The organism is Isoptericola chiayiensis, from assembly GCF_013149805.1.
Taxonomy (GTDB): domain Bacteria; phylum Actinomycetota; class Actinomycetes; order Actinomycetales; family Cellulomonadaceae; genus Isoptericola; species Isoptericola chiayiensis.
Genome location: NZ_JABEZT010000011.1, coordinates 61,563 through 84,833 on the forward strand (window position 1 = coordinate 61,563; position 23,271 = coordinate 84,833).

Sequence of the window (23,271 nt, forward strand, 5' to 3'; positions counted from 1 at the left end):
CAGGGTGCGCGCCAGGACCAGCACGGCGTGAACCCGAGGAGCCCCCGCGACACCCTCCTGTCCGTGCGCGGCGCCGGCGTCCGCATCGACGACGCCACGCTGCTGTCCGGCGTCGACCTGGACGTGCGCACCGGCGAGATCCTCGTCGTCGTCGGCCCGAACGGCGCCGGCAAGTCGACCCTGCTGTCGGTGCTGGCGGGTGACCGGGCGCCCGACGACGGCGGTGCGGCCTGGGAGGGCACGCCGCTAGGCGCGGTCCGGACGGCGGAGCTCGCCCGGCTGCGCGGGGTGCTGCTGCAGGAGAACCGCGTCAGCTTCCCGTTCCGCGTCGTCGACGTGGTGCGCATGGGCCGGGCCCCGTGGACGGGCACCGACGCCGAGGACCGCGACGAGGAGGTCGTCGCCTCCGCGCTGACCGCCGCCGACGTCACCCACCTGGCGGCCCGCCGCTACCCGACCCTGTCCGGCGGGGAGAAGGCCCGCGCCTCCCTGGCCCGCGTGCTGGCCCAGGAGCCGCGACTGCTGCTGCTCGATGAGCCGACCGCCGCCCTGGACGTGCGCCACCAGACCCGGGTGCTCGCCCAGGCGCGCCGACACGCCGACGCCGGTGGCGCCGTCGTCGTCGTCCTGCACGACCTGCCGCTCGCGGCGGCGTGGGCCGACCGGGTCGCCGTGCTCGACGGCGGCCGGCTCGTCGCCGACGGCCCGCCGGCCGAGGTGCTGACCACAGAGCTGCTGTCCGCCGCCTACGACCACCCGGTCGACGTCCTGAGCCACCCGATCACCGGCGGGCTGCTCGTGCTGCCGCGGCACGGTGCCCCCTCGGAGGTGACCACGCCATGAGGCGCCTGACCGTCCTGCTGTCCCTGGCCCTGACCCTCGCCGTGGCGGCACCCGCCGTCGTCCCGGGTGGCGTCGCTCCGGCGCAGGCCGCCGCACGCGTGTCCGTGTCGGGGCTCGACGGCGCCGCCCGCGCCTCGGCGGAGGGCGCGACGACGCTGCGGCTGTCCGGCTCCGGGTTCCAGTCGGTGCCGAACGCGTTCGGCGGCGTCTACGTGCTGTTCGGGTGGGTCTCCGGCGGCGGGTGGGCGCCCAGCCAGGGCGGGCAGACGGGCACCACGCTGCGCTACGTCCCGGACTCCGAGTCCGCGGACAACGCCGGCTACCAGCGGTTCGTGGCCTTCCCCGGGTCCAGCACGGCCGCCGAGGCCAACGGCGGCACCCTCGCCGAGGACGGCACCTGGTCGGCGTCGCTCGTCGTGCCCGGCCCCGTGTTCACCACGCAGGACCGTTCCGGCGACGCCGTCGAGGTGAACTGCCTCGAGGTCACGTGCGGCGTCATCACCATCGGCGCGCACGGTGTCGCCAACGCCACCAACGAGACGTTCACGCCCGTGGAGTTCGTCGGGGCGTCCGGCGGTACGTCCGACGGCGGCAGTTCCGACGGCGGGACCGCGGCGGAGGGCAGCGGTGCCGGCGACGCCGGGGCGGCCGGGCAGGAGTCCGCGGACGCGTCGCCGTCGCCCAGCCCGTCCGCGTCCGCGAAGGCCGGCCCCGCCTCCGTCGGGTTCGACCGGGACACCGCCGTCGCCGGGCGCGTCCTGAGCTTCACCGGTCAGGGCTTCGAACCCGGCGAGCAGGTCGTCGCGTCCCTGGACGACGGCGAGCTCGCCGTCGGGCCCCTGACCGCCGGCACGCACGGGGAGGTCGCGGGACTGCTGGAGCTGCCCGACGACATCCGTCTCGGCACGCACGTGCTCACCGTGACCGCGGCGTCGTCGGGCAAGACGCCCGAGGTGGAGATCATCGTCACCCGCGACCCGGCCGACGCCGCCGCCGAGGAGAGGCTCGTCGCGTCGGCCTCCGGGGCGGCGGGGGCGACGGCGAGCGCCGGAGCCCTGGGCAGCGGCTACTCGTGGGCCGAGCTCGCCGTGTTCGGCGCCGGCCTGGTGCTGCTGCTCGTGATCCTGGTGTCCGCGATCACCGCTGTCCGGCGGCGTCGTGCCGAGCGGTCCGTCGCGTCGGCCGTCCCGTCCGCCCCGCCGACGGGGGACCCGGGGGTGGGGGCGTGAGGACGAACCGCCCCTGGTCGGTCGCCGCGGGCCTGGCCGCCGTGCTGGCGCTCGGCCTCGCCGCGCCCGCCGCCGCCGACGACGACGAGCTCGGTCCGCCGTACCGCACCGGCGGGGACGTCGAGGTGACCGTCACCGTGCCCGGCGCGGACGACGACGGGTCCGGTGGGCCCGCCGACCTGACGAACGCCGAGCTGCGCTGGGCCGTCAACCACGAGTCCGTCGGCGCGAACTTCTTCGGCGGGTGCAACTTCCTCATGGCGGGCGTCCCCGGGCCGGACGGTGACGCCGGCGGCAGCCGGGTGTGGTCCGCGGCTGACCGGGACCTGTACGCGGCCCGGGACGGCGACGTCCGGGTCGAGCGGGCATCGGGGGATCTGCAGTCGTACGCCTCGCGGTGCTCGGACCCCTCCGGCGACGAGCTGACGATGAGCGCCGGGAACACCAGCGGCTCCGAGATCGTCGTCGACGGCGGCGTCGGCGAACGTGGAGACGACGGCAGCGTGCAGATCTCCTGGACCGGCAGCTTCACCGTGGTCTTCTACGGCGGCCTGACCTACTGGTGGGCGTCCGACCCGGTGCTGGAGCTCGACGAGGACGGCGACGGCACCCTGACCGCGACGGTGGGCGGGTACGCCACCGACCGCGAGGACACCACGAAATGGTCCCCGCTGCGTGAGCGAGAGGTGCCGCTGGCGACGTTCAGCGGCGGCCGCCTCGTCGACGCCGGCGGCGTGCTCACGCCCGACTGGTGCGGCGTGCGCGTCGAGGGGACCGCTCAGGCGCAGCTGCGCGAGGACGTCGACGGCGTGTGCTGGGGCGCCTTCCCGGGCGCGTTCGTCGACTTCCAGGTCGACACCGGCCAGGGCGCCTACTGGTACACGTCGGGGTCGTCCCGCGACCGCTTCAAGCGCCCCTACGACGTCACCGTCAGCTTCGACGCGGACGCCAGCCTCGGCCCGACCGACACCGGCAGCAGCGGGTCCGGCGGGTCCGGCGGAGGGTCGGGCTCGGCCACCGGCGGGTCCGGGAGCGTCACCGGGACGTTCGCACCCGCCGTCGTGCCGTCGTCGTCCGCCGGTACGGCCGGCTCCCTCGGTACCGCCGCACGGGTACCTGTCCCGGCCGCCGGCGACAGCCCGGCGTTCCTGCCCGCCGTCGCCGCCTCGACCCTCGGCGCCGACGACGGGACGGGACTCGTCCCCGCCCTGACCGATGCCGTCGACGACCCGGGAGAACGCCTGGCGTTCGCCGGCGCCGGACTGATGCTCGCCGCCGCCGGCGCGATCGTCGGGTTCCGCCGCCGCTGGCTCGTCCTGCCGTTCACCTGAGCGGCCACCACAGACCCCCACCCCGCCTGACCACCACGACATGGAAGGCATGAACATGACCACCACACCTCGACCGGCGCTGCGCCGGTCGGCCGCCGGGCTCGGCGTCCTCGCCCTCGGGCTGGGCACTGCCCTGGTCACGGTCGCCCCGGCCCAGGCGGCCGAGGCCCGCGACGTCGTCGCCGACTCCGGTGACGTCTCCTGGGGCTACAAGGAGAGCTTCCGCCGCTACGTCGGCAACCAGACGGCGGCTCTCGGTACCCCGGAGCCGATGGGCGAGCGCATCACGCTCGTGGCTCCCGGCCAGTTCGACGAGTCCGCCACGCCGGCCTCGTCGACGAACACCTCCACCCCGAACGAGACCCTGCCCTGGCTGCTGCCGGTGACGGGCGGATCGTTCACGTCGGCCGACGAGTTCACCGTCGAGTCCGAGGGTGGCGCGGCCTTCCACTTCCCGACCCACTACTTCGACGTGACGATCGCGAACGTCGACGTCGAGGTCTCCGAGGGTGCGGCGACGCTGGTCGCGGACGTGTCCGCCGAGGTGACCGGGTCGTTCGGCGAGTGGGAGGCGGGGACCTACGGCGGGACGGACATCGAGTTCGCCACCGCCACCGGGGTCGACGCCACGGTGGACGGGGACACCCTGTCCGTCTCGCTGAGCGGCCTGACCACGACCGAGGCGGGCGCCGAGGCGCTGCCGCTGTACGGCGCCGGGGACCCGCTGGACGCCCTGTCGCTGACCGCGGAGCTCGACACCGCGCCGGTCGAGTGGTCCCCGGCGCTGCAGGTCTCGCAGGCCGAGAGCCTCGACCCCGACGCGACCACCACGATCACCGTGGACGGCTCCGGGTTCGACCCGGCCGCCAACGTCAACTCCGCCGGCCGTCCGCCGGTCGCCGCGAACCAGCCGTCCGGCGTCTACGTCGTCTTCGGCAAGTTCGCCGAGGGTTGGCAGCCGTCGGCCGGCGCGGAGCGTGAGACGCGTACCGTCCTGTCGCAGAAGTGGGCGCTGCCGGAGCCGTCGTACACCCAGGTCAAGAACGACTACCCGAACGTCGCCGACCAGCTCGTCCTGATGGATGCCGACGGCACCTTCACCGCCGAGCTCGAGGCCGGCCTCTCCGAGGACGGCAGCGGCAGCTACGGCATTTACACCTACGCCGCGGGCGGTGCCGCCGCCAACGCCGCCCAGGAGCTGGGCGTGCCGGTGACCTTCGCGGCGCCCGGCGCCGACGGCGAGGGTGACGTCGGGGTCGGCGTCGAGGTCCCCGAGACGGAGGACCCCGTCGACCCGGGTGCCTTCTCCTGGACGATCAACGGCACCGGTGCGGTCAGCCTCGGCACGGCCGTCGAGACCGAGGCCGCCTTCACGGCGGCCGGCGCGCTGCACCAGGTGACCGTCGAGGACACGCGCCCCGGGGGCTCCTGGGCCATCACCGGCAGCACCACGGACTTCGTCGGTGGTGCCAGCTCCTTCGCCGGGTCGGCGCTGGGCTGGACCCCGGCCGTCACCTCGGGTGACGCGCAGGCCGGTGCTCCGGTCGCCGCCGGTTCCGGTGCCGGCCTGTCCGAGACCGCGACGCTGGCCTCGGGCACCGGCGAGACCGACGCCGAGACCGTCGCCGTGGACGCCGACCTGGAGCTGTCCATCCCGCTGGACACCCCGGCGGGCGACTACTCCGGCGTGCTGACGCTCACCGCGGTGGGCTGACGGACCCGTGCGCATCCGTTCGATCGCGACGCTCGCCCTGACGGCCCTCCTGGCCGTCGGGGCGGGCGCCGCCCTGCCTGCCGCGGCCGACACCGCCCCGTCGACCGACGACCTCACCTGGTCCCTCGCCCCCGGCGCGGGACCCGATCCCGAGCGCACCGTCGTCGGTGCCACCGGGGAGGACCGCGCCAACTACGCCTACGCCGTCGACCCGGGGGACGAGGTCTCCGACACCCTGGTCGTGGCGAACCGGTCCACGACGCCGCTGGAGCTCTCGGTGTACGCCACCGACGCCTTCACCACCCGCGACGGTCACCTGGACCTGCTGCCCGCGGACGGCTCGCCGTCCGACCTGGGCACCTGGATCACGCTCGACCTGCCCGGTGACACGCTCTCGCTGGACGCCGGCGCCTCCGCGGAGGTTCCCTTCACGCTCACGGTGCCGGACGACGCGACGCCCGGCGACCACGCGGGCGGGCTCGTCACCTCGATGCAGCAGACCGTCGGCGACGGCGCGGTGTCCGTGGACCGCCGCCTCGCGCTGCGGGTGCACGCACGCGTCTCCGGCGACCTGAGCCCGGGGATCGAGGTCCGTGACCTGCGGCTCGACGCCGCGACGGGTGTCAACCCGCTGGCCACCGCCGACGCGACCGTCACGTACACGCTCGTCAACACCGGCGACGCCCGGGTGGTGCCGGACGAGTCCGTCACCGTCGCCGGTCCCGGCGGCAGCGCCGTGCAGACCGTGTCGGCCGACCTGGGCGAGCTGCTGCCCGGCGCCGAGGTGGAACGCACCGTCGAGGTCACCGGCGTGCGCCCGTTCTTCCGTGCCACCGCAGACGTCCGGGTCGATGGCGTGGTCGTGGGCATCGGCGGCGGGGGTGCCGTCGCCGACTCCGCCGAGACCGCCGGATGGGTCGTGCCGTGGGCCGCGCTCGCCGTCGTCGTCCTGGTGGTCGCCGGCGTCGTGGTGTGGGTGGTGCGCCGCCCCGTGCGGCCGGCCGACTGACGAACGGGACGCCCGCCCGGGCCTCGCCCGGATAGGGTCCGGGCATGCCTCTCGTGGTCGCCCGGTACGCCGCCGCCGTGCTCGTCTGCGGTGCGGCCGTCCTGCTGTTCGCCGTGCACGAGCGTCCGCTCGGCTACGTGCCGCTGGTGGCCGGCGTCGTCCTCGGGATGCTGGTCGACCGGGGGCTCGGCAAGGACCTGGGCCTCATCGCGCTGGGCATGACGATCGTCTCGACGATCTCGCTGGAGGCGGACCTGTCGAACGCCGGCATGGCGCGCTTCACGGTCGCGCTGTCGCTGGCGGTACTGGTGCCGTGGGCGCTGTCGAGGTACTGGTTCCGCGACGACGACGGCGCGGGAGCGGTGACGTTCCCGGCGTTCACGGGGCGGCGCTGGACGCGCGGGCAGTGGATCTACCTGGGCGTCGTGGTCGTGGTCGGTTACCTGGTGCTGCCCGCCTACTTCCTGGGTTCGGGGGCGTACCTGAACTGGCCGACGCTGGAGACCGACGGCGAGATCGCGCGGCTGTTCGTCGGCGTCAACGCGGTGGGCATCTGGGACGAGCTGTTCTTCATCTGCACGGTGTTCGCGCTGCTGCGCCGGCACTTCGGCCTGCAGGTCGCGAACGTGCTGCAGGCCGTGGTGTTCGTGTCGTTCCTGTGGGAGCTCGGCTACCGCGAGTGGGGACCGGCGCTGACCATCCCGTTCGCGCTCGTGCAGGGCTGGATCTTCGCCCGCTACAAGTCCCTGCCGTACGTGGTGACGGTGCACCTGCTGTTCGACGCCGTCGTCTTCGGGGTGCTGGTGCACGGGCACCGGCCCGAGCTGCTCGACGTCTTCGTCACAGCCCCCTGAGCCGCCCGGTCGCGGTCCGGACCCTGTGTGAGTCGGCACCGGCACCGGCACCGGCACCGGCACCGGCACCGGTCAGAGGTCGGCGAGCAGGTCCTGCATCCGCCCGATCTCCGCCTGCTGTCCCGCCCCGATGTCGTCCGCCAGCTCGTTCGCGCGCTCGTCCACACCCTCGACCTGCACGTCCACCGCCATCTGCACCGCACCCTCGTGGTGCTGGATCATGCCCGTCAGGTACAGCCGGTCGAACTCCGCCCCCGACGCCGCGGCGAGCTCGGCCATCTGCGCGTCGGAGAGCATGCCCGTCATGTCCTCGACGTCGTGGTCGTGGCCGCCCGCCACGCGCGGCCCGGACCCGTCGCCCGGGTCCACGACCACGGGCACCGGCAGGTCGCGCTCCTGCAGCCAGGCGGCCAGCCCGTGGATCTCGGAGGCCTGCACGTCGTGGATGCGGTCGGCGAGCGCGACCACGTCGGCGCTCGCGGCCCGGTCGGGTGCCAGCTCGGACATCTCCAGGGCCTGCAGGTGGTGGTGGATCATGTCGGCGAAGAAGTCGACGTCCGCCTGGTTCCAGTCCGACGCCGGCGCCGGCGCCTCGTAGTCCTCCGGCGCGATCGTCGTGGCCGCCTCACCCGGACGGCCGGGCTGCACCACGACGCTCGACGGCGGCACGGCCGCGGGCTCCGGCTCGTCCGGCGTGCAGGCGCCCAGGGTCGTGGCGAGCACGACGACGGCCGCACCGGTGCACGCCCGCGACCTGCGCCGTCGTCGGACCGGGTCGCGGCCGTTGTTGCTGGATGTTCGCCGGACGTCCACTGTCACGCTCCGGTAAATTCTCGACGCTTCACCTGGTGGTCCACGTCACATTCGGTCAAAGTGAAGGCACCCTACCAAGGAGGTGTGACGCCTGTGCGTCCTTCGACAACGACCGGGCGACGACGCGCGCTGGGTGCCGGAGCGCTGACCGCGGTCCTGGCGTTCGGCACATTCGCCGTCGCCGCTCCCGGCTTCGCCGAACCCGGCGGTGACGCGCCCGACGACGGCAGCGAGCTGCCCGCCCAGGGCATCGTGGCCCTGGACGACTCCGCGACGCCGGCGTCGCTGACCGAGCCCGGGACGTCGGACTCGTTCAAGATGGACCTGCTCGCCAACATCCCCAAGAACGGGGCGTTCGCGGCGGAGAACTCCTACAGCTCGGACTTGGCGTTCCAGGGTGACTACGCGTTCGCGGGCAACTACGACGGCTTCACCGTCTACGACATCTCCGACCCGGAGGCCCCGACCCAGGCCGCCCAGGTCGTCTGCCCCGGCTCGCAGAACGACGTCTCCGTCTACGGCGACCTGCTCGTGCTGTCCACGGACTCGTGGCGCACCGACGACTCCTGCTCCAGCAGCTCGATCTACCCGGTGGGGGTCGACTACTGGGAGGGCCTGAAGATCTTCGACATCTCCGAGCCCACCGAGCCGGAGTACGTCGCCGCCGTCGAGACCGCCTGCGGGTCGCACACCCACTCGCTCGCGCCGACCAAGAACGGCAAGACGCTGTACGTGTACGTCTCCTCGTACTCGCCGCACGCGCTGCTGTCCGGGTGCCAGCCGCCGCACGACAAGATCTCCGTGGTGAAGATCCCGACCAAGGCACCGGCGCAGGCCGCCGTCGTCTCGGAGCCGGTGCTCTTCCCCGAGGGCGGGTACACCAACACCTCCGGCTGCCACGACATCACGACGTACGTGAAGCTCGACCTCGCGGCCGGTGCCTGCATGGGTGACGGCATCCTCATGGACATCTCCGACCGGGAGAACCCCGAGGTGATCTCGAACGTCCGCGACACCGAGAACTTCGCGTTCTGGCACTCGGCGACGTTCAACAACGACGGCACCAAGGTGGTGTTCACCGACGAGCTCGGCGGTGGCGGCGCCGCGACCTGCAACCCCGACGTCGGGGAGACGCGGGGCGCCAACGGCATCTACGACATCGTCGACAGCGAGCTGGAGTTCCGCAGCTACTACAAGATCCCGCGGACCAACACCAACACCGAGAACTGCGTGGCCCACAACGGCTCGCTGATCCCGGTGAAGAACAAGGACATCATGGTCCAGGCCTGGTACCAGGGCGGGATCTCGGTGTTCGACTTCACGGACTCGTCGAACCCGACCGAGCTCGCCTGGTTCGACCGCGGTCCGCTGTCCTCGGAGCGTCTCGTCCTCGGTGGTTCGTGGTCGGCGTACTACTACAACGGGTACGTCTTCTCGAACGACATCCAGCAGGGCTTCGACGTGCTGTCGATCGACGACTCGGCCGGGGTCGGCAAGCAGAAGCCGAACACCTACCGTGAGCTGAACCCGCAGGGGCAGGTCCGCTTCCACGGCTGACCCTCACCCGACGTGATCGAGCGTCTCTGTCTGCACCTCATGGACCGCCCATGGCATGCAGGCAGAGACGCTCGTCGCGTCTCAGGGCCGACGGCGCAGCCGGGCCTCGAGCAGCGGCACCGCGACAGCCACGAGGGTCAGGCCCGCTCCGACGTACATCGCGGCCCCCGGCGCGGCGGCGCCCGGGGCGACGACGTCGAGCACGAGCGCGCCGAGGATCTGCCCGGCGATCAGTCCCAGCCCGAGCAGCAGCACGCCGATCCGGTGCACGACGGCGGCCTGGATGCCGATGAACACGATGCCCAGCAGCCCGCCGGAGTACAGCACCAGGTCCACGGGCCAGTCCGCCGGGAGCGTCCCGCCGGGCCACCCGGACACCGCGACCGAGACGGCGAAGGCCAGCACCAGCGCCACCGTCCCCACCAGGAAGTTCACGAACGTGGCCGCGGCGACGCCCGGGAACGTGGACGACGGCGGAGCCCCGGCGGGCGGCGGCGGTACGGCCACGGCGCGGACGCGCCCGTTCATCGCCTGCTGCCAGGCCTGGAACCCGCCCGCCAGCAGCGGGATCACGGCGAGCCACACGCCGTCGACGCGGCCGACCGACCCGGAGACCGCGATCGCCACGGCCGCCACGGTCAGCGCCGGACCGATCGCGCGGCCCACGGTGACCAGCCGGACGCCCCCGGGTGCGAGGCCGAGCCGGTCCACCATCAGGGAGCTCACGGACTGCCCCGCGACGATCGCCACCATGAACAGGGCGACGCCGAGCGAGGGCACCGTCAGCCCCTGAGCCGCGACGTAGAAGCCGCCGCCCAGCCCGCCGAGCGCCTCCCAGGGGCGCAGCCCGCCGGTGCGCAGCCCGGTACGGACGTGCCCGACGGCGGCCCGTGCCGCCGGCCAGCACAGCAGCGCGACGCCGAGCCACAGCAGGCCCGACCCGAACGAGACGACGGCCGCAGCGAACCCGGACCCCACCTGGTCGGCGAGCGTGCCGTTGACGCGGGACTGCCCTGCGGCGGCGAGCCCGCCGACGACGGCGGCGGCGACGCCGAGCACCGTGCCCGTGCTGCCGCCGGGCGCGTCGGGGCCGGTCGCCGCGGGAGGGGGAGTCACCCGCCGGAGTCTACGGTTCCTCCCGCCGTCGGAGCTCCGGGACGACGTACCAGGTGCGGACTCGCCGGGGCCACGGCGCGGGACGCCGGGCCCGCCGCGTCCCGGTGGCACGATGCGTGGCGTGACGACCGACGTCGACCCGCGACGGGCCGCCCGCCACGCGCGCGCCGCCACGTCCGAGATCCCCGAGGCGGCCGGGCACGCGCACGCCCACGGCGGTCCGGTCCCGCCGGCACCGTGGCGCACCCGGCTGGTCCTGGCCGTCCTCGTCCTCCCGGCGATCGTCGCCACCGGGCTCGGCCTGTGGCAGCTGTGGCCCTCCGGCGGCGAGGTGCCCGAGCGGATCCCCGTGGTGGTGGAGGGCAGCGAGCTCGTCGAGGCGACCGTGGTGCGGGTGCTCGAGGGCGAGGAGGCCGGGGACGCCTCCTGGCCGACCATCGAGGACGCCACGGTCGGCAACGTGGAGATCCGGCTCGACGACGGCACCACCGCGGGCATGCAGGCCGAGCCGCGGTTCGAGCTCGGCCCGGGCGACGAGGTGGTGGCCCTGTACATCGGCGACTTCGCCGAGACCGAGACGCCGTACGTGTTCATGGAGTACCAGCGCGACGTGCCCTTCGCGCTGCTGGCCGCGGCCTACGTGCTGGTGGTGCTGCTGGTGGCGCGATGGCGGGGCCTCGCGGCGCTGGTGGGGCTGGCGGTCGCGTTCGCCGTGTTCATCGGGTTCACGTTCCCGGCCCTGCTGTCCGGGCAGGACGCGATGGCGGTGGCGCTGGTGACGTCGTCGGCGGTGATGCTCGCCGTGCTGTACCTGGCGCACGGGCTGACGGCACGGACCACGGTGGCGCTGCTGGGCACGCTCGCCGGGCTGGCGCTGACCGCGGGGATCGGCGCGTGGGCGACGGGCGCGGCGCACATCACCGGCACCTCGGAGGAGATCGCAACCAACCTGCCCACCATCGCCCCGGCGGTGGACCTGCAGGGCATCGCGCTGTGCGGGCTGGTCCTGGCGGGGATGGGTGTGCTCAACGACGTGACGATCACGCAGGCGTCGGCGGTCTGGGAGCTGCGGGCCCTGGCCCCGCTGGCCCCGCGCCGGGTGCTGTTCGCCCGGGCCATGCGCATCGGCCGGGACCACATCGCCTCGACGGTGTACACGATCGCGTTCGCCTACGTGGGTGCGGCGCTGCCGCTGCTGCTGACGGTGTGGCTGCTGGACCAGACGCCGCTGATGACGCTCACCTCGGGCGAGATCGCCGAGGAGATCGTGCGCACGCTCGTCGGGTCGATCGGTCTGGTGCTGGCGATCCCGATCACGACGGCGATCGCGGCGATGACCGTGCCGAGGGCACCGGCCGCCGAGCGCGCACGGCGGGAGTCGACCAGCATGGGGTCGGGACCATCCGAGGAGGACACCGTGCAGGAGCGGCCGTGACGGCGACGCCCGGACGACCCGACGACGAGGCGCCCTACGGCTCGGGTCCGCACGGGTTCTTCTCCCGCCGGCGCCAGCCGATGGCGGACGACGACCCGCGCATCGACCCGGGGTCGCGCTGGATCGACCGGTTCGGGGTGCTGCTCGCCCTGACCGCCGTGACGGTGGCGCTGCTGTCCCTGGTGGATCTGCGGTCGTCGGCGGTGGGTCCGAGCGCCGAGCTCGCGGGGTTGTCGACGACGTTGGCCGTGGGTGCGACCCTCGCCCTGGCGCTGCGGGCCTCGGGGCTGCGGGCCCGGTGGCGGCGGTGGGCGTACGTGCTGGTGGGCGTGCTGGTGGCGGCCTCCCTGGTCGTGGTGCTGATCGTCGACACGTCGGACTCGGTGACCGCCGCGCCGCCCCTGCTGCTGGTGCTCGCCGCGCTCGCTCCCGTCGTCGTCGCGCGCCGGCTGGTGCACCACCGGGTGGTGACGCTGGCGACGCTGCTCGGGGCGGTCGCCGCCTACCTGCTGATCGGCCTGGCGTACTACTACGCGTTCCTCACGGTGGAGAACTACTCTGGCGAGCCGTTCTTCGGCAGCGAGGAGCCGACGACGGCGTTCATGTACTTCTCCCTGACCACGATCACGACGCTGGGCTACGGGGACCTGTCGGCGGTGTCGCCGCTGGGCCGGCTGCTGGCGACGAGCGAGGCGATCATCGGCCAGGTCTACCTGGTGGTGTTCGTCGCCCTGATCGTGTCGCTCGCGGCCGGCCGGTACCAGCGCGAGCGGGAGGCGTAGCTCACGTGAGGTCGTCGTGGTCGCCGCGCACCCAGGCGGCGTGCCGCGCGGCCGAGCGCAGGACGACGTCGCGGGCGTCGCGGGGGACCACGCCGTCGAAGTTGTTGTAGAGCCGGTCGAAGGGCCGGCGTGCGACGTGCGCGGCGACGCGTTCGGCCACGGCTCCGGACAGCGGCAGCCGGTTGGGGTAGCTGCGCATGAAGCTGACCGACGTGCGGTCGGGGTTGGCCATGACGGTGTCCCCGGCGAGCAGCACGCCGCGGCCGTCGGCGCCGGCGTCCCAGTGCGCGACGGCGGACCCCGGGAAGTGGCCCCCGGGCTGGCTCAGCACGACGCCGGGGAGGATCTCGCGCTCGCCGTCCCAGGGTTCGACGGCGGGGTCGGGGCGGGCGACCCAGCCGGCGTCGGCGGCGCTGACCAGCACGGGGACGGTGCGCTCGGGGTCGGAGATCCGCCGGCTCCACTCGACCTGGACGCCGTACATGTGCGGGTGGCTGGCGACGACGGCGACGACGCCGGGCGGGCCGGCGAGGTCGCGCACGGCGGTGACGGCGTCGTCGTCGAGGTAGCCGAGCGGGTCCCACAGCAGGGAGCCGGCGGCGGTGCGCAGCAGCTTGGCCTGCTGCCCGATGCCGACGCCGGGCACGGCGGTCAGGGCGTACAGGTCAGGTTCCAGCGCGGCGATCTCGACGTGCCGGCCGGGGGCGAGCTCGGCCAGGGTGGCCCAGGCCTGGCCCGACGGCGGCACCCACTGGCGTTCATCGGCGCAGATCGCGCAGACGGCGGGGCGCTCGGCGTGCTCGACGGCGCAGGTGCGGCAGATCCAGAACGGCTCCGTGCTGGTCACCGGCCCAGGTTCGCACGGGCGGGGGGCGCGCACCCGTCGTCGAGCGTGTTGAAAATGATTCTCGTTCATGCTTGACTCCTCTCGAGTCGCGAATGGTTCTCATTCGCGACCTGTCGCCGTCGTGCACCCGAGATGGAAAGCCACCCATGAACACCCGCTCCCGCGCTGCCAGCGCGCTCGCGCTCGCCCTCCCGCTCGGCCTCCTGGCCGCCTGCGGCACGGAGTCCGAGCCCGCCACCGAGACCACCCCCGAGGCGACCGAGGCCGCCACCGAGGAGGCCGCACCGACCGAGGTCCACTCCCGCACCGCCCGCGTCGCCGTGACCTACGACGGCGGCATCAAGGTGCTCGACGCCCAGACGCTCGAGGAGGTCGGCGACGTCGAGCTCGAGGGCTTCAACCGCCTCAACCCCGCCGGTGACGGTCAGCACCTGTCGGTCTCCACCACCGGCGGCTTCCAGCTCCTCGACCTGGGCACCTGGGGCGAGGGCCACGGGGACCACTTCCACTACTACACCGCCGACCCGGCGCTCACCGACGTCGCCTACGACGCCGAGAAGCCCGGCCACGTCGTCCTGCACGACGGCGAGACGGCGTTCTTCGACGACGGCACCGGGCACGTGCAGCTCGTCGACTCCCTCGACGTGGCCGCGGCCGACGCCGAGATCGAGACCGTCGAGCTCCCGGACGCCCACCACGGCGTGGCCGTCCCGCTCAGCGACGGGACCCTGCTGGTCACCGTCGGCACCGAGGACGAGCGCACCGGCGTCGCCGTCCTGGACGCCGACGGCGAGCAGGTCGCCGCCTACGACGACTGCCCGGGCGTGCACGGCGAGGCCGTCGCCCAGGGCGAGGCCGTCGTCGTCGGCTGCGAGAACGGCGCGGTGGTGTACTCCGGCGGCGAGTTCACCGCCGTCGAGACCCCGGACGACTACTCGCGCATCGGCAACCAGGCCGGCACCGAGGGATCGCCGATCGTGCTCGGCGACTACAAGACCGACCCCGACGCCGAGCTCGAGCGCCCGACGCGCGTCAGCCTGATCGACACCCGGGACGCGAGCCACCAGCTCGTCGACCTGCCGGCGTCGTACAGCTTCCGCTCCATCGCCCGCGGCGACGACGGTGAGGCCCTCGTGCTCACCACCGACGGCGACCTGCAGGTGATCGACCCCGAGTCCGGCGAGATCACCGCCTCCATCCCGGTCGTGGACGAGTGGGAGGAGCCGACGGAGTGGCAGCAGCCGCGCCCGGCGGTGCTGACCCTCGACGGCTCGGTCTACGTCACCGACCCGGCGAACCAGCAGATCCACGCCGTCGACCTCGTCGAGCAGGAGGTCTGGGCCTCGGCCGACCTCGGCGTCGAGGCGAACGAGATCTCCGGTGTCCACGGCGAGCCGTCGGTGTCCTCCGAGGAGGCCGAGGAGCACGAGCACTCGGACGAGGAGCACGCCGAGGACGAGCACTCGGACGAGGACCACGAGGACCACGACCACTGAGATCCGTCGCACGGGGGAGGCGCCGGCGTCCGCCAGTTCCTAGGCTGAGCGGATGCCGCGCCTGCGCCCCGACGTGATCGCCGACCGGTTCGGCGTCGACTCCGCGTTCGAACGCACCCCGGTCGACCCTGCGACCTCCTACCGTCGCGACGTCTGGCTGGGGCTCGCCCTGACCGCCCTCGCGGTGGTGGGCGTGGAGGTGAGCCGGTCCAGCGGGTTCTTCCCTGACGAGTCGCAGCCGACCTGGCTGCTCTACCTGCTCGCCGGCGCGGGAGCCCTTCCCCTGGTGGTCCGGCGCCGGTACCCCCTGACGGTGCTCGCCGTCGTCTACACGCACTTCCTGCTGGTGGGGCTGACCGTGCCGTCGGTGCCGATGTCACCGGTGCTGCAGGTCGTGTACTTCATGACGCTGTACACGGCGGTGGCCTGGGCCCGCGACCGCCGCGCCATGATCATCGTGGTGATCGCCTGCCTCGTGGCGATGTTCGGCTGGCTGTTCTGGCAGCTCGCGATCAGCTCGGCGCTGGCGGAGTACGTCGAGGACGAAGGGCTGCTGGACGCCCCGCCCGGCCTGATCCCGCCGTTGACGGCGATCGTGGTGCAGAACTGGCTCACCAACTTCGCCTACTTCTTCGGCGCGATCGCCGTCGGGCAGGTCGGCTGGAACAGCGCGCGTCGCCGGCGGCAGCTCACCGAGCAGGCCGAGACGATCGAGCGGCAGTCCGCCGAGCTGCAGCGCCGTGCCGTCACCGCCGACCGGCTGCGCATCGCCCGCGAGCTGCACGACGTCGTCGCGCACCACGTCTCGGTCATCGGGATCCAGGCCGCGGCGGCCCGGCGGCTGCTCGCCAAGGGGGACGCCGCGGCGCAGGACCCCCGGGTGCCGCTGGCCACGATCGAGTCCGCCTCCCGGGAAGCCGTGGCCCAGATGCGCGGTCTGGTCGGCACCCTGCGGGACACCGGGGACGACGGCGGTCCGGGCGTCGGGACGGGTCGCTCGCCCGAGCCCGGCCTCGCCGACATCGCCGCGCTGACCGACGTCGTCGGCGGGCTGGACGTCACGTCCGCGCTGGTCGTCGAGCCGCCCGGCGCGGAGTCCGCGGTCCCGGCCTCCGTCGGGCTGAGCCTGTACCGCACGGTCCAGGAGGCGCTGGCCAACGTGCGCAAGCACTCCACCGCCCGGACCGCGTCCGTCACGGTGCGGGTGGACCGGCGTCCCGGCGACGACCGCCGGTTCGCCGCAGGGTTCGCGGAGGTCGAGGTGCTCGACGACGGTCGGACGGTCCCGGGCTCGCAGGGTTCGGGTCTCGGGCTGGTCGGGCTGCGCGAACGGGTCGCCGCGCACCACGGGGTGGCGGAGATCGGCCCGCGGGTGACCGGTGGGTACCGTGTGCGGGTCCGCCTGCCGCTGCCCGAGGAGTCGCGATGACGTCGGTGCTGCTCGTGGACGACCAGCAGCTCGTCCGGTCCGGGTTCCGCCTCATCCTCACGGTGGAGGACGACCTCGAGGTGGTCGGTGAGGCCGCCGACGGCGTCGAGGCGGTGAGCGCCGCGCGCGGGCTGCGGCCGGACGTGGTCCTCATGGACGTGCAGATGCCCGGCATGGACGGGATCGAGGCCACCCGCCGGATCGTCGCCGAGGACCTGTCCCGGGTGCTGGTGCTGACCACGTTCGACGACGACGCCTACGTGTTCGACGCCCTGGCTGCCGGCGCCTCGGGGTTCCTGCTCAAGAACGCCGACGCCGACCACCTGGTCGAGGCGGTGCGGACGGTGGCCGCCGGCCAGGCGCTGCTGTCCCCGCAGGTCACGCGCCGTGTCGTGGAGCGCATGGTGGCGGCGGGCGAGGGGTCGGCCGCACCGGGGCCGCCGTCGTCGGCCCCCGGGCTGGACCTGCTCACCGCCCGCGAGCACGAGGTGCTGGTGCTGGTGGGTCGTGGGCTGTCCAACGCGGAGATCGCCGCCGAGCTGTACCTCGGCGAGGCGACCGTCAAGACGCACGTGTCGAACGTGCTGGCCAAGCTGCACCTGCGCGACCGGGTGCAGGCCGTGGTCTACGTGCACCGGCACGGCGTGCCGGGGCCCGGGTGAGCGTCTCCCGGGCCCCGACGGCGACGTGGGCTACGCCCGGATGCGCAGCCGGTGGATGCGGTCGTCGGTGAGGTCGTCGAACTCGTACCGGAGCCCGGCGAACGGGCTGCCGGGGAAGTCGCCGGTGATGGTCGCGGTCACGACGAGGCTGCCGTCGTCCCGGGCGACGTCGGTGATCTCGTACCGGACGGGGACGCTGCCGGTGCGCCACGCGCGGACGGCGTCGATCCCGGTGTGCGTCCTGGACTCGTCCTCCACGACGGCGGAGTCGGCGAACAGGGCGAGGAAGGCCGCGTGGTCGTCCGTGGGGGCCAGCTCGAAGTAGCGGCGGACCGGGTCCGGGAGGGCCACGGGGGCCGTCGTGCGGGCGGCGTCGAGGATGATGTCGGTCACCGCGTCGGGCCGGGAGACGGTGACTGCGTGGGAGGCGTCGACCTCGACGGTGCGGGCGCCGGCGCGCTCGGCCATGAACCGCTCGGACTCCAGCGGGATCGCGAGGTCCTGCCGGGCGACGAGGCTCCACGACGGGATCGACCGCCAGGCCGCGGCGGTGAGCGGGTCGGCCAGCGCCTGGGCGATGATCGGGCGCTGGGTGGCCGCCATGAGCGCGGCGGTCTGCTCGGGGACGTCGGCGGCGAACACGGTGCGGAACTCCTCCTGGCGGATGGAGAGGTCGTCGCCCGTCCCGCCCTCGGGCAGGGGTGCGGGGACCGCCTCGAGGGCGTCGCCGAGCCGGGCGCCGGGGAACTTGGCGGCGAGCTCGCCGGTGCTCTCGCCGATCTCGGGCAGGAAGCTCGCGACGTACACGAGGGCGGTGACGTCGGGGTCGCCGTCGGCGGCGACCGACATGACGGTGCCGCCGTAGGAGTGGCCGGCGACGACGACGGGTCCGTCGATGCCGTCGAGGACGCTGCGCAGGTACGCGGCGTCGTACGCCAGGCCCCGCAGCGGGTTGGCGACGGCGACGACGCGGTGGCCGGCGGCCTGCAGGGCGGGGATCGAGCCGTTCCAGCTCGAGGAGTCGGCGAACGCGCCGTGCACGAGGACGATGGTCTGCTGGGTGGTGCCGGTGGTGCTCATGGCGGGTCTTCCTTCCGTGAGGGCCGGGCGTGTCCCGGTGAGCACGGAACGCCACCGACATGCAATATATTTCATGCAGAATCTGATCAGGCAGAATGGGCACGTGCCCGTACCTGACCACGGCCCCGTCGCCGGCCGGACCCTTCTGCGCGACGACGTCTACGGCCGGTTGCGCGACGCCATCATCGACGGCACGTTCGAACCCGGCGAGCAGCTGCGCGACGGCGAGCTCGCCGCCTGGCTGGGCGTCAGCCGCACCCCCGTCCGCGAGGCGCTGCTGCGGCTGGCCCGCGGCGGCCTGGTGGTCGCCCGGCCCGGCCGGTCCACCGTCGTCAGCCCGCTCGACGCCCGCTCCCTGCTCGAGGCCCGCGACGTGGTCGCCGCGATGCACCGGCTCGCCGTGCACGACGCCGTGCCGCACCTGACCGAGGAGCACCTCGACACGATGCGGGACGCGGCCCGCCGCTTCGCCGCCGCCGTCGAGGCGGGTGACGTCGAGGCCGCCGTCGCCGCCGACGACGACCTGCACGACGTCGCGGTCGCCGTCGCCGGGAACCGTGCCGCCGCCGCGGTGATCGAGCAGTTCACGCCCGTCCTGCGCCGTGCCGAGCGGCTGCGGTTCGCGGCGCCCGACGCGCAGGGTTCGCTCGACCGGCACGACGAGCTGATCCGCCGGTGCGCGGCCCGCGACGCCGAGGGCGCCGCCGACGTGGCCGCCGGCCTGTGGTCGAGCCTGTGCGGCGCCGCGGGAGACGCGCTCGACGCCTGAGCCACACCGTGGCGGGCTCGGACCTCGTCTCCGGCGGCCGCCTCCGCCGGGAGGCGGACCCCGCCGGTTCCGCCCTCCGGGGGATCCGCCCGTGGCCCGTGCTGCCTAGGTTGGGTGCCATGTCCACACTCGAGGTCAGGGACCTGACCAGAACATTCGGCGACCTGCGCGCCGTCGACGGCGTCTCCTTCGCCGCCCGCGACGGCATGCTGACCGGCTTCGTCGGCTCCAACGGCGCCGGCAAGACGTCCACGATGCGCATGATGATGGGTGTCCTCGCGATCACCTCCGGCGAGGTGCTGCTCGACGGCGCCCCCGTGACCCGCGCGGACCGGCGCACCTTCGGTTACATGCCCGAGGAGCGCGGCCTCTACCCCAAGCAGCCCGCGCTCGACCAGCTCGTCTACCTCGCCCGACTGCGGGGCATCCCCGCCGCGCAGGCCCGCACCGAGGCGATGGACCACCTCGAGCGTCTCGGGCTGGGCGAGCGCGCCAAGGACCACGTCGAGAAGCTCAGCCTCGGCAACCAGCAGCGCGTCCAGATCACGGCCGCGCTCATGGGCCGCCCGCGCGCGCTCATCCTCGACGAGCCGTTCTCGGGCCTGGACCCGTCGGCCGTCGACGACATGGTCGACCTGCTGCGCGAGCACACCGCCCGCGGCGTCCCCGTGCTGTTCAGCTCGCACCAGCTCGACCTGGTCGAGCGGCTCTGCGAGCGCCTCGTCATCCTGCGCGGCGGCCGGGTGGTCGCTGACGGCACCCCGGCCGACCTGCAGTCCACCGGCACCGTCCGGCACCGCCTGGTGCTCGGCGGCGACGCCGGCTGGGTGCGTGGCGTGCCCGGCGTGCACGCGGTGGACGTCGACGGCACGACGGCGCTCGTCGAGCTCGTCGACGACGCCGCGGCCCAGCGGCTGCTCGCGTCCGCGCTCGAGCGCGGCACCGTGCACGAGCTGTCCCCGGTCCGGCCCTCCCTGGCCCAGATCTACCGTGAGGTGACGTCATGACCGCCCCGACGCAGGACCCGACCCGCACGACGTCCGCACCCCAGCCCCCCGACGACGGGGCCCGGGGCGCCTGGCGCCTGGTGATGCAGCGCGAGATCGTCACCAAGGCGATGAACAAGGCGTTCGTCGTTGGGCTGCTGGTGTCGCTGGGCGTGATCGCGGCGCTGGCGGCGTTCTTCACCTGGCAGGGCAACCGCGTGGACACCTCGACGGTGGCCGTGAGCGGCGGGGACACCGCGGCGGTGGCGGCGGTGACGTCCGCGGCGGACCTCGCGCGGGCCGAGGGCGGCAACGACGAGATCGAGGTCCTCGAGGTCGCCGACGACGCTTCCGCGCAGGCAGCCGTCGAGGACGGCGACGCCGATGCCTGGTTGCAGACGGGTACCGACGGCGGGTGGATGCTCTCCGCACAGGGCGAGCCCGACGGGACGTTGACGCGGTTCGTGGGGACCGCCGTCGAGCAGCAGACCGTGGCCGCGAACGCGGAGGCCGCGGGCACGTCGGTGGCGGAGCTGTCGGCCGGTGCCGAGCTGTCCACCCAGGCGCTCGACGCGGACGCGATGGGGGAGCAGGCGATGTTCTTCGCGACGTTCGCGCTGTCGTTCCTGTTCTTCGCGGGGGCGCTGACGTCCGGCAACATGATCGCGAGCTCCGTGGTGGAGGAGAAGCAGTCCCGGCTGGTGGAGATCATCGCGACGGCCGTGCCGCTGCGTCAGCTCCTGGCGGGCAAGATCCTCGGCAGCTCGGTGATCGCCATCGGCCAGAACCTGCTGTTCGCCGGGGTCGGGCTGATCGCGGTGGCGGCGAGCCCGATCTCGATCGCGCTGCCGGCCCTGTCGACGTCGCTGATCTGGTTCGTGGTGTTCTTCGCGATCGGGTTCCTGGCGCTCGCGGCGCTGTACGCGGTGGCCGGTGCGCTGGCCAGCCGGGCGGAGGACCTGCAGTACACCTCGACTCCGATGACGTTCCTGGTGATGGGCGTGTACTTCCTGACCTTCACGGCCTCCGGGACGTTCCTGACGGTGCTGTCCTACGTGCCGATCGCGAACGTGGTGGCGATGCCGGCCCGGGTGCTGTCCGGGGACGCGACATGGTGGGAGCCGGTGGTCTCGCTGCTGATCCTCGCCGGGTTCGCGGCGGTGGCGCTGCTGGTCTCGGAGCGGGCGTTCCGCGGTTCGCTGCTGCAGACCGGCGGGCGGATCTCCTGGCGGCAGGCGCTGCGGTCGCCGAGCTGACCCGGCACCAGGGATTTTCTTGGCGCACGCATGACCGGTAGATTGCCGAAGATGGTGCGACGACGTTCCTCGGCCCGCGGCCCCGTGCAGATCGACCTCAGCGCGGACAGCGCCGAGACGTCCGACGGCGGCACGGGCGCGGGCGGCGATGTCTCCGGTGCCGCCGGATCGGACGGCGAGCCGGTGACGCCCGGCTGGTTCGCGCGGCGGGTCGCAGGCCCGCTGGCGGCCCGCTGGCGGGGCCTGACCCCGGAGCTGCCCGGTTCGGCGTCGCTGCTCGCCGTCGACGGCGCCCCGTTCCTGGCGGATCGGTTCCGCGAGTCGTACGCCGAGCAGGACGACGACAGAATGGTGCAGACCTCGGACAGCGCGCTCGTCGGCCTGACCGGGTAGGCGCAGGGGAGGCGGTGTGATGGGCCAGGGTCGCGGCGCGGTCGAGTTCGACGTCTCGCACGACGCCGGCCGGGACGACGACGTCGCCCCCGCTGCCGGGAGTCCGAGCGGGTGGCGTGCCCGCTGGCGTGCGGCGAGCCGGGGTCAACGGCGCGTGGTCGCCGGGATCGCGGCCGCGTCCGTGCTCGTCCTGGCGGGTGGTGCCGCGGTCGCCGGGTTGCAGGCCGACCGCGTCGAGGCCGACCGGCTGCGCACCGCCCCCGGAGCGGTCCGCTCCCTGGACGGCCCGCTGACCGACGTGTGGCGCGCGGACGTCGACGCACTCGTCGCGGTGCTGCCCGACGGCGGGCTCGCCACGACGGACGGCAGCCGTCTGGTGGTCCGCGAGGTCGCCGACGGGACCGAACGGTGGAGCGTGGAGCTGACGGACGACCCGGTGTGCGGTCCCGCGCCGCGACCGGGCAGCCCGCTGGAGTGGGCGGTCCCCGTGGCCACGGTCACCTGTGTGCACGGCTCGGCCGACGCCCGCGTCGTCACGGTGCTGGACGCCGGTGGCGCCGTCGTCGGGCAGCGGGAGCTGGACCCGGACCTGTACGGCGGGGCGACCCGGGCCGTGGCCCCGGCGGCCGACGGCGGTCTGCTGGTCGCCGAGCACGTGTCCGACCTGCCGGCACAGCTCACCTTCGCGACGCCGGACCAGATGTTCTCGCGGCTGAGCCGTCTGGAGGTGCAGGCCGGTCCCGCCGACGTGCGGCTGGAGGACGCGCTCACCGGCGAGCGCCGGGCGACCCTCGAGGTCACGACCGTCCCCGAGGCCGACGGCCTGGACTGCTACGACATGACCGAGACCGTCGTGGACGCCTCGGGGCTGGGCACCTCGGGCCGGGCCGTCCTGGACCTCGGCACGCCCCAGGGCACCCCGACGATGGTGCTGTTCGACGGCTGCGCGACCGACGGCGCCGCGACGTACAGCGGGGTCGCGCTCGGGACCCAGCCGACGGGGGTCGGGCCGTGGCCGCCGCCAGAGCGCCGACAGCCGTACCCCGGCGACCGGTTCGTGGTCCCCGAGGGCGGCGGGTCGGCGCTGCTCGCCGCCGACGGCACCCCGGTGCTCGAGGCCCGCGGGTGGCGCCTCCAGGTGCCGGCGACCGACGGGACGGCCGGTGACGGGCACGTGGCCGTCGCGTCCGACCGGGTGCTCGCGCTGACCGAGGACGGCGCCGAGCGGTGGGAGGCGCCGCAGGCTGACGCCCGGGTGCTGGTGCGGACCGCCGACGTCGTGGTGGCCGGCGGGTGGAACCGCTTGACGGGGTACGATCCGGCCGACGGCACCGAGCGGTGGACGCTCGAGCCGGACGCCGGGCCGAACCGGTACGTGCTCTCCGCCGTCACCGACGGTCCCCGGATGGCCGGCGTGCTCCTGGAGACCTCGACCGTGGGGCGGGCCGAGCTGTCCCTGTTCGTCCTCGACCTGGCCACCGGGCAGGAGGTCGCGCCGCGGATCGAGGTCGACGCGCGCCACGTCGTCGCCGTGGACGGGCACCTGCTCGTGCTGGAGCCCGCCGAGGACGAGGTGCTGACCGGGGACGTCGCCCCACGGATCGCGGGGCTGCGGGTGCTCGCCCCGGCGGGGTGATTCGCCGGGTGCGACCGAACCGGGGCAGGATGCG

At 74.0% G+C, this 23,271-nt stretch carries 21 protein-coding genes; 17 read left to right on the forward strand and 4 right to left on the reverse strand.

All coding sequences use genetic code 11. From position 1 onward, the window contains the following. The first annotated feature begins 27 nt into the window (after positions 1–27). The 6 genes from HDG68_RS15795 to HDG68_RS15820 are packed head-to-tail and all read left to right on the forward strand — an operon-like array spanning position 28 to position 6,980. Complete coding sequence (locus tag HDG68_RS15795) at positions 28–843, forward strand: heme ABC transporter ATP-binding protein (protein WP_172153606.1); 816 nt, start codon at positions 28–30, stop codon at positions 841–843. After that, positions 840–2,072 (forward strand): hypothetical protein, encoded by a 1,233-nt coding sequence (locus tag HDG68_RS15800; RefSeq protein WP_172153607.1) that lies wholly within the window; start codon positions 840–842, stop codon positions 2,070–2,072. The genes HDG68_RS15795 and HDG68_RS15800 overlap by 4 nt, the downstream gene beginning before the upstream one ends. Further along, positions 2,069–3,403 (forward strand): hypothetical protein, encoded by a 1,335-nt coding sequence (locus HDG68_RS17460; protein ID WP_172153608.1) that lies wholly within the window; start codon positions 2,069–2,071, stop codon positions 3,401–3,403. Before HDG68_RS15800 ends, HDG68_RS17460 begins: the two co-directional genes overlap by 4 nt. A gap of 55 nt (positions 3,404–3,458) precedes the next feature. Next, positions 3,459–5,117 carry an HtaA domain-containing protein gene (locus HDG68_RS15810; protein WP_172153609.1) on the forward strand — a complete coding sequence of 553 codons (1,659 nt, stop codon included), beginning with the start codon at positions 3,459–3,461 and terminating at the stop codon, positions 5,115–5,117. A 7-nt stretch (positions 5,118–5,124) separates the two neighbouring features. Continuing rightward, positions 5,125–6,126: a WxL protein peptidoglycan domain-containing protein gene (locus tag HDG68_RS15815; protein ID WP_343037620.1), complete on the forward strand. Its 1,002-nt coding sequence runs from the start codon at positions 5,125–5,127 to the stop codon at positions 6,124–6,126. Positions 6,127–6,170: 44 nt separating this feature from the next. Beyond that, positions 6,171–6,980, forward strand: coding sequence for a CPBP family intramembrane glutamic endopeptidase (locus HDG68_RS15820; protein WP_172153610.1), 810 nt, complete (start codon positions 6,171–6,173; stop codon positions 6,978–6,980). A gap of 72 nt (positions 6,981–7,052) precedes the next feature. Here HDG68_RS15820 and HDG68_RS17230 read toward each other — a convergent pair whose 3' ends face one another. Then, positions 7,053–7,799, reverse strand: coding sequence for a DUF305 domain-containing protein (locus HDG68_RS17230; RefSeq protein ID WP_172153611.1), 747 nt, complete (start codon positions 7,797–7,799; stop codon positions 7,053–7,055). 87 nt (positions 7,800–7,886) lie between these two features. Between HDG68_RS17230 and HDG68_RS15830 the strand changes: the two genes are divergently transcribed. Further along, a complete protein-coding gene (locus HDG68_RS15830; protein ID WP_343037621.1) occupies positions 7,887–9,350 on the forward strand; it encodes an LVIVD repeat-containing protein in 1,464 nt (487 codons plus the stop codon). Positions 9,351–9,431: 81 nt separating this feature from the next. Here HDG68_RS15830 and HDG68_RS15835 read toward each other — a convergent pair whose 3' ends face one another. Then, complete coding sequence (locus HDG68_RS15835) at positions 9,432–10,466, reverse strand: DMT family transporter (RefSeq protein WP_343037622.1); 1,035 nt, start codon at positions 10,464–10,466, stop codon at positions 9,432–9,434. 121 nt (positions 10,467–10,587) lie between these two features. Here HDG68_RS15835 and HDG68_RS15840 point away from each other — a divergent pair, with 121 nt between their 5' ends. Both HDG68_RS15840 and HDG68_RS15845 read left to right on the forward strand, forming a co-directional pair. Further along, positions 10,588–11,901, forward strand: a complete 1,314-nt coding sequence (locus HDG68_RS15840) for a YibE/F family protein (RefSeq protein WP_343037623.1) — start codon at positions 10,588–10,590, stop codon at positions 11,899–11,901. Next, positions 11,898–12,683 carry an ion channel gene (locus HDG68_RS15845; RefSeq protein WP_172153613.1) on the forward strand — a complete coding sequence of 262 codons (786 nt, stop codon included), beginning with the start codon at positions 11,898–11,900 and terminating at the stop codon, positions 12,681–12,683. The genes HDG68_RS15840 and HDG68_RS15845 overlap by 4 nt, the downstream gene beginning before the upstream one ends. A gap of 1 nt (position 12,684) precedes the next feature. Here HDG68_RS15845 and HDG68_RS15850 read toward each other — a convergent pair whose 3' ends face one another. Further along, a complete protein-coding gene (locus HDG68_RS15850; protein ID WP_172153614.1) occupies positions 12,685–13,530 on the reverse strand; it encodes an MBL fold metallo-hydrolase in 846 nt (281 codons plus the stop codon). A gap of 146 nt (positions 13,531–13,676) precedes the next feature. On the opposite strand from HDG68_RS15850, the gene aztD reads away from it, so the two are divergent. From aztD to HDG68_RS15865, 3 genes are read left to right on the forward strand one after another with little or no spacing between them, the layout of a single operon-like run. After that, positions 13,677–15,026, forward strand: coding sequence for a zinc metallochaperone AztD (gene aztD / locus HDG68_RS15855; RefSeq protein WP_172153615.1), 1,350 nt, complete (start codon positions 13,677–13,679; stop codon positions 15,024–15,026). 52 nt (positions 15,027–15,078) lie between these two features. Further along, positions 15,079–16,455: a sensor histidine kinase gene (locus HDG68_RS15860; RefSeq protein WP_172153616.1), complete on the forward strand. Its 1,377-nt coding sequence runs from the start codon at positions 15,079–15,081 to the stop codon at positions 16,453–16,455. Continuing rightward, positions 16,452–17,117 carry a response regulator gene (locus HDG68_RS15865; protein WP_172153617.1) on the forward strand — a complete coding sequence of 222 codons (666 nt, stop codon included), beginning with the start codon at positions 16,452–16,454 and terminating at the stop codon, positions 17,115–17,117. Before HDG68_RS15860 ends, HDG68_RS15865 begins: the two co-directional genes overlap by 4 nt. A 30-nt stretch (positions 17,118–17,147) precedes the next feature. On the opposite strand, the gene HDG68_RS15870 is transcribed toward HDG68_RS15865, so the two are convergent. Further along, entirely contained in the window at positions 17,148–18,197 is a 1,050-nt protein-coding gene (locus HDG68_RS15870) for an alpha/beta fold hydrolase (protein WP_172153618.1), read from the reverse strand. Between the two features lie 103 nt (positions 18,198–18,300). Between HDG68_RS15870 and HDG68_RS15875 the strand changes: the two genes are divergently transcribed. The 5 genes from HDG68_RS15875 to HDG68_RS15895 all read left to right on the forward strand — a co-directional run bounded on the left by HDG68_RS15875 (position 18,301) and on the right by HDG68_RS15895 (position 23,237). Continuing rightward, entirely contained in the window at positions 18,301–18,966 is a 666-nt protein-coding gene (locus HDG68_RS15875; RefSeq protein ID WP_343037624.1) for a GntR family transcriptional regulator, read from the forward strand. Between the two features lie 119 nt (positions 18,967–19,085). Beyond that, entirely contained in the window at positions 19,086–19,973 is an 888-nt protein-coding gene (locus tag HDG68_RS15880; RefSeq protein ID WP_172153620.1) for an ABC transporter ATP-binding protein, read from the forward strand. Then, the gene (locus HDG68_RS15885) at positions 19,970–21,208 is read left to right on the forward strand and encodes an ABC transporter permease (RefSeq protein WP_172153621.1); all 1,239 of its coding nucleotides are present in this window, start codon (positions 19,970–19,972) and stop codon (positions 21,206–21,208) included. The genes HDG68_RS15880 and HDG68_RS15885 overlap by 4 nt, the downstream gene beginning before the upstream one ends. A gap of 51 nt (positions 21,209–21,259) precedes the next feature. Further along, positions 21,260–21,601 carry a hypothetical protein gene (locus tag HDG68_RS15890; RefSeq protein ID WP_172153622.1) on the forward strand — a complete coding sequence of 114 codons (342 nt, stop codon included), beginning with the start codon at positions 21,260–21,262 and terminating at the stop codon, positions 21,599–21,601. A 19-nt stretch (positions 21,602–21,620) separates the two neighbouring features. Continuing rightward, complete coding sequence (locus HDG68_RS15895; RefSeq protein ID WP_172153623.1) at positions 21,621–23,237, forward strand: outer membrane protein assembly factor BamB family protein; 1,617 nt, start codon at positions 21,621–21,623, stop codon at positions 23,235–23,237. Positions 23,238–23,271: the final 34 nt, after the last annotated feature.

Excerpts from the sequence above, each read along its gene's own strand:
- HDG68_RS15800 (WP_172153607.1), top strand. The coding sequence starts at position 840 with ATGAGGCGCCTGACCGTCCTGCTGTCCCTGGCCCTGACCCTCGCCGTG.
- HDG68_RS15810 (WP_172153609.1), top strand. The coding sequence starts at position 3,459 with ATGACCACCACACCTCGACCGGCGCTGCGCCGGTCGGCCGCCGGGCTC.
- HDG68_RS15820 (WP_172153610.1), top strand. The coding sequence starts at position 6,171 with ATGCCTCTCGTGGTCGCCCGGTACGCCGCCGCCGTGCTCGTCTGCGGT.
- aztD (WP_172153615.1), top strand. The coding sequence starts at position 13,677 with ATGAACACCCGCTCCCGCGCTGCCAGCGCGCTCGCGCTCGCCCTCCCG.
- HDG68_RS15860 (WP_172153616.1), top strand. The coding sequence starts at position 15,079 with ATGCCGCGCCTGCGCCCCGACGTGATCGCCGACCGGTTCGGCGTCGAC.
- HDG68_RS15865 (WP_172153617.1), top strand. The coding sequence starts at position 16,452 with ATGACGTCGGTGCTGCTCGTGGACGACCAGCAGCTCGTCCGGTCCGGG.
- HDG68_RS15870 (WP_172153618.1), bottom strand. The coding sequence starts at position 18,197 with ATGAGCACCACCGGCACCACCCAGCAGACCATCGTCCTCGTGCACGGC.
- HDG68_RS15880 (WP_172153620.1), top strand. The coding sequence starts at position 19,086 with ATGTCCACACTCGAGGTCAGGGACCTGACCAGAACATTCGGCGACCTG.
- HDG68_RS15885 (WP_172153621.1), top strand. The coding sequence starts at position 19,970 with ATGACCGCCCCGACGCAGGACCCGACCCGCACGACGTCCGCACCCCAG.
- HDG68_RS15890 (WP_172153622.1), top strand. The coding sequence starts at position 21,260 with ATGGTGCGACGACGTTCCTCGGCCCGCGGCCCCGTGCAGATCGACCTC.
- HDG68_RS15895 (WP_172153623.1), top strand. The coding sequence starts at position 21,621 with ATGGGCCAGGGTCGCGGCGCGGTCGAGTTCGACGTCTCGCACGACGCC.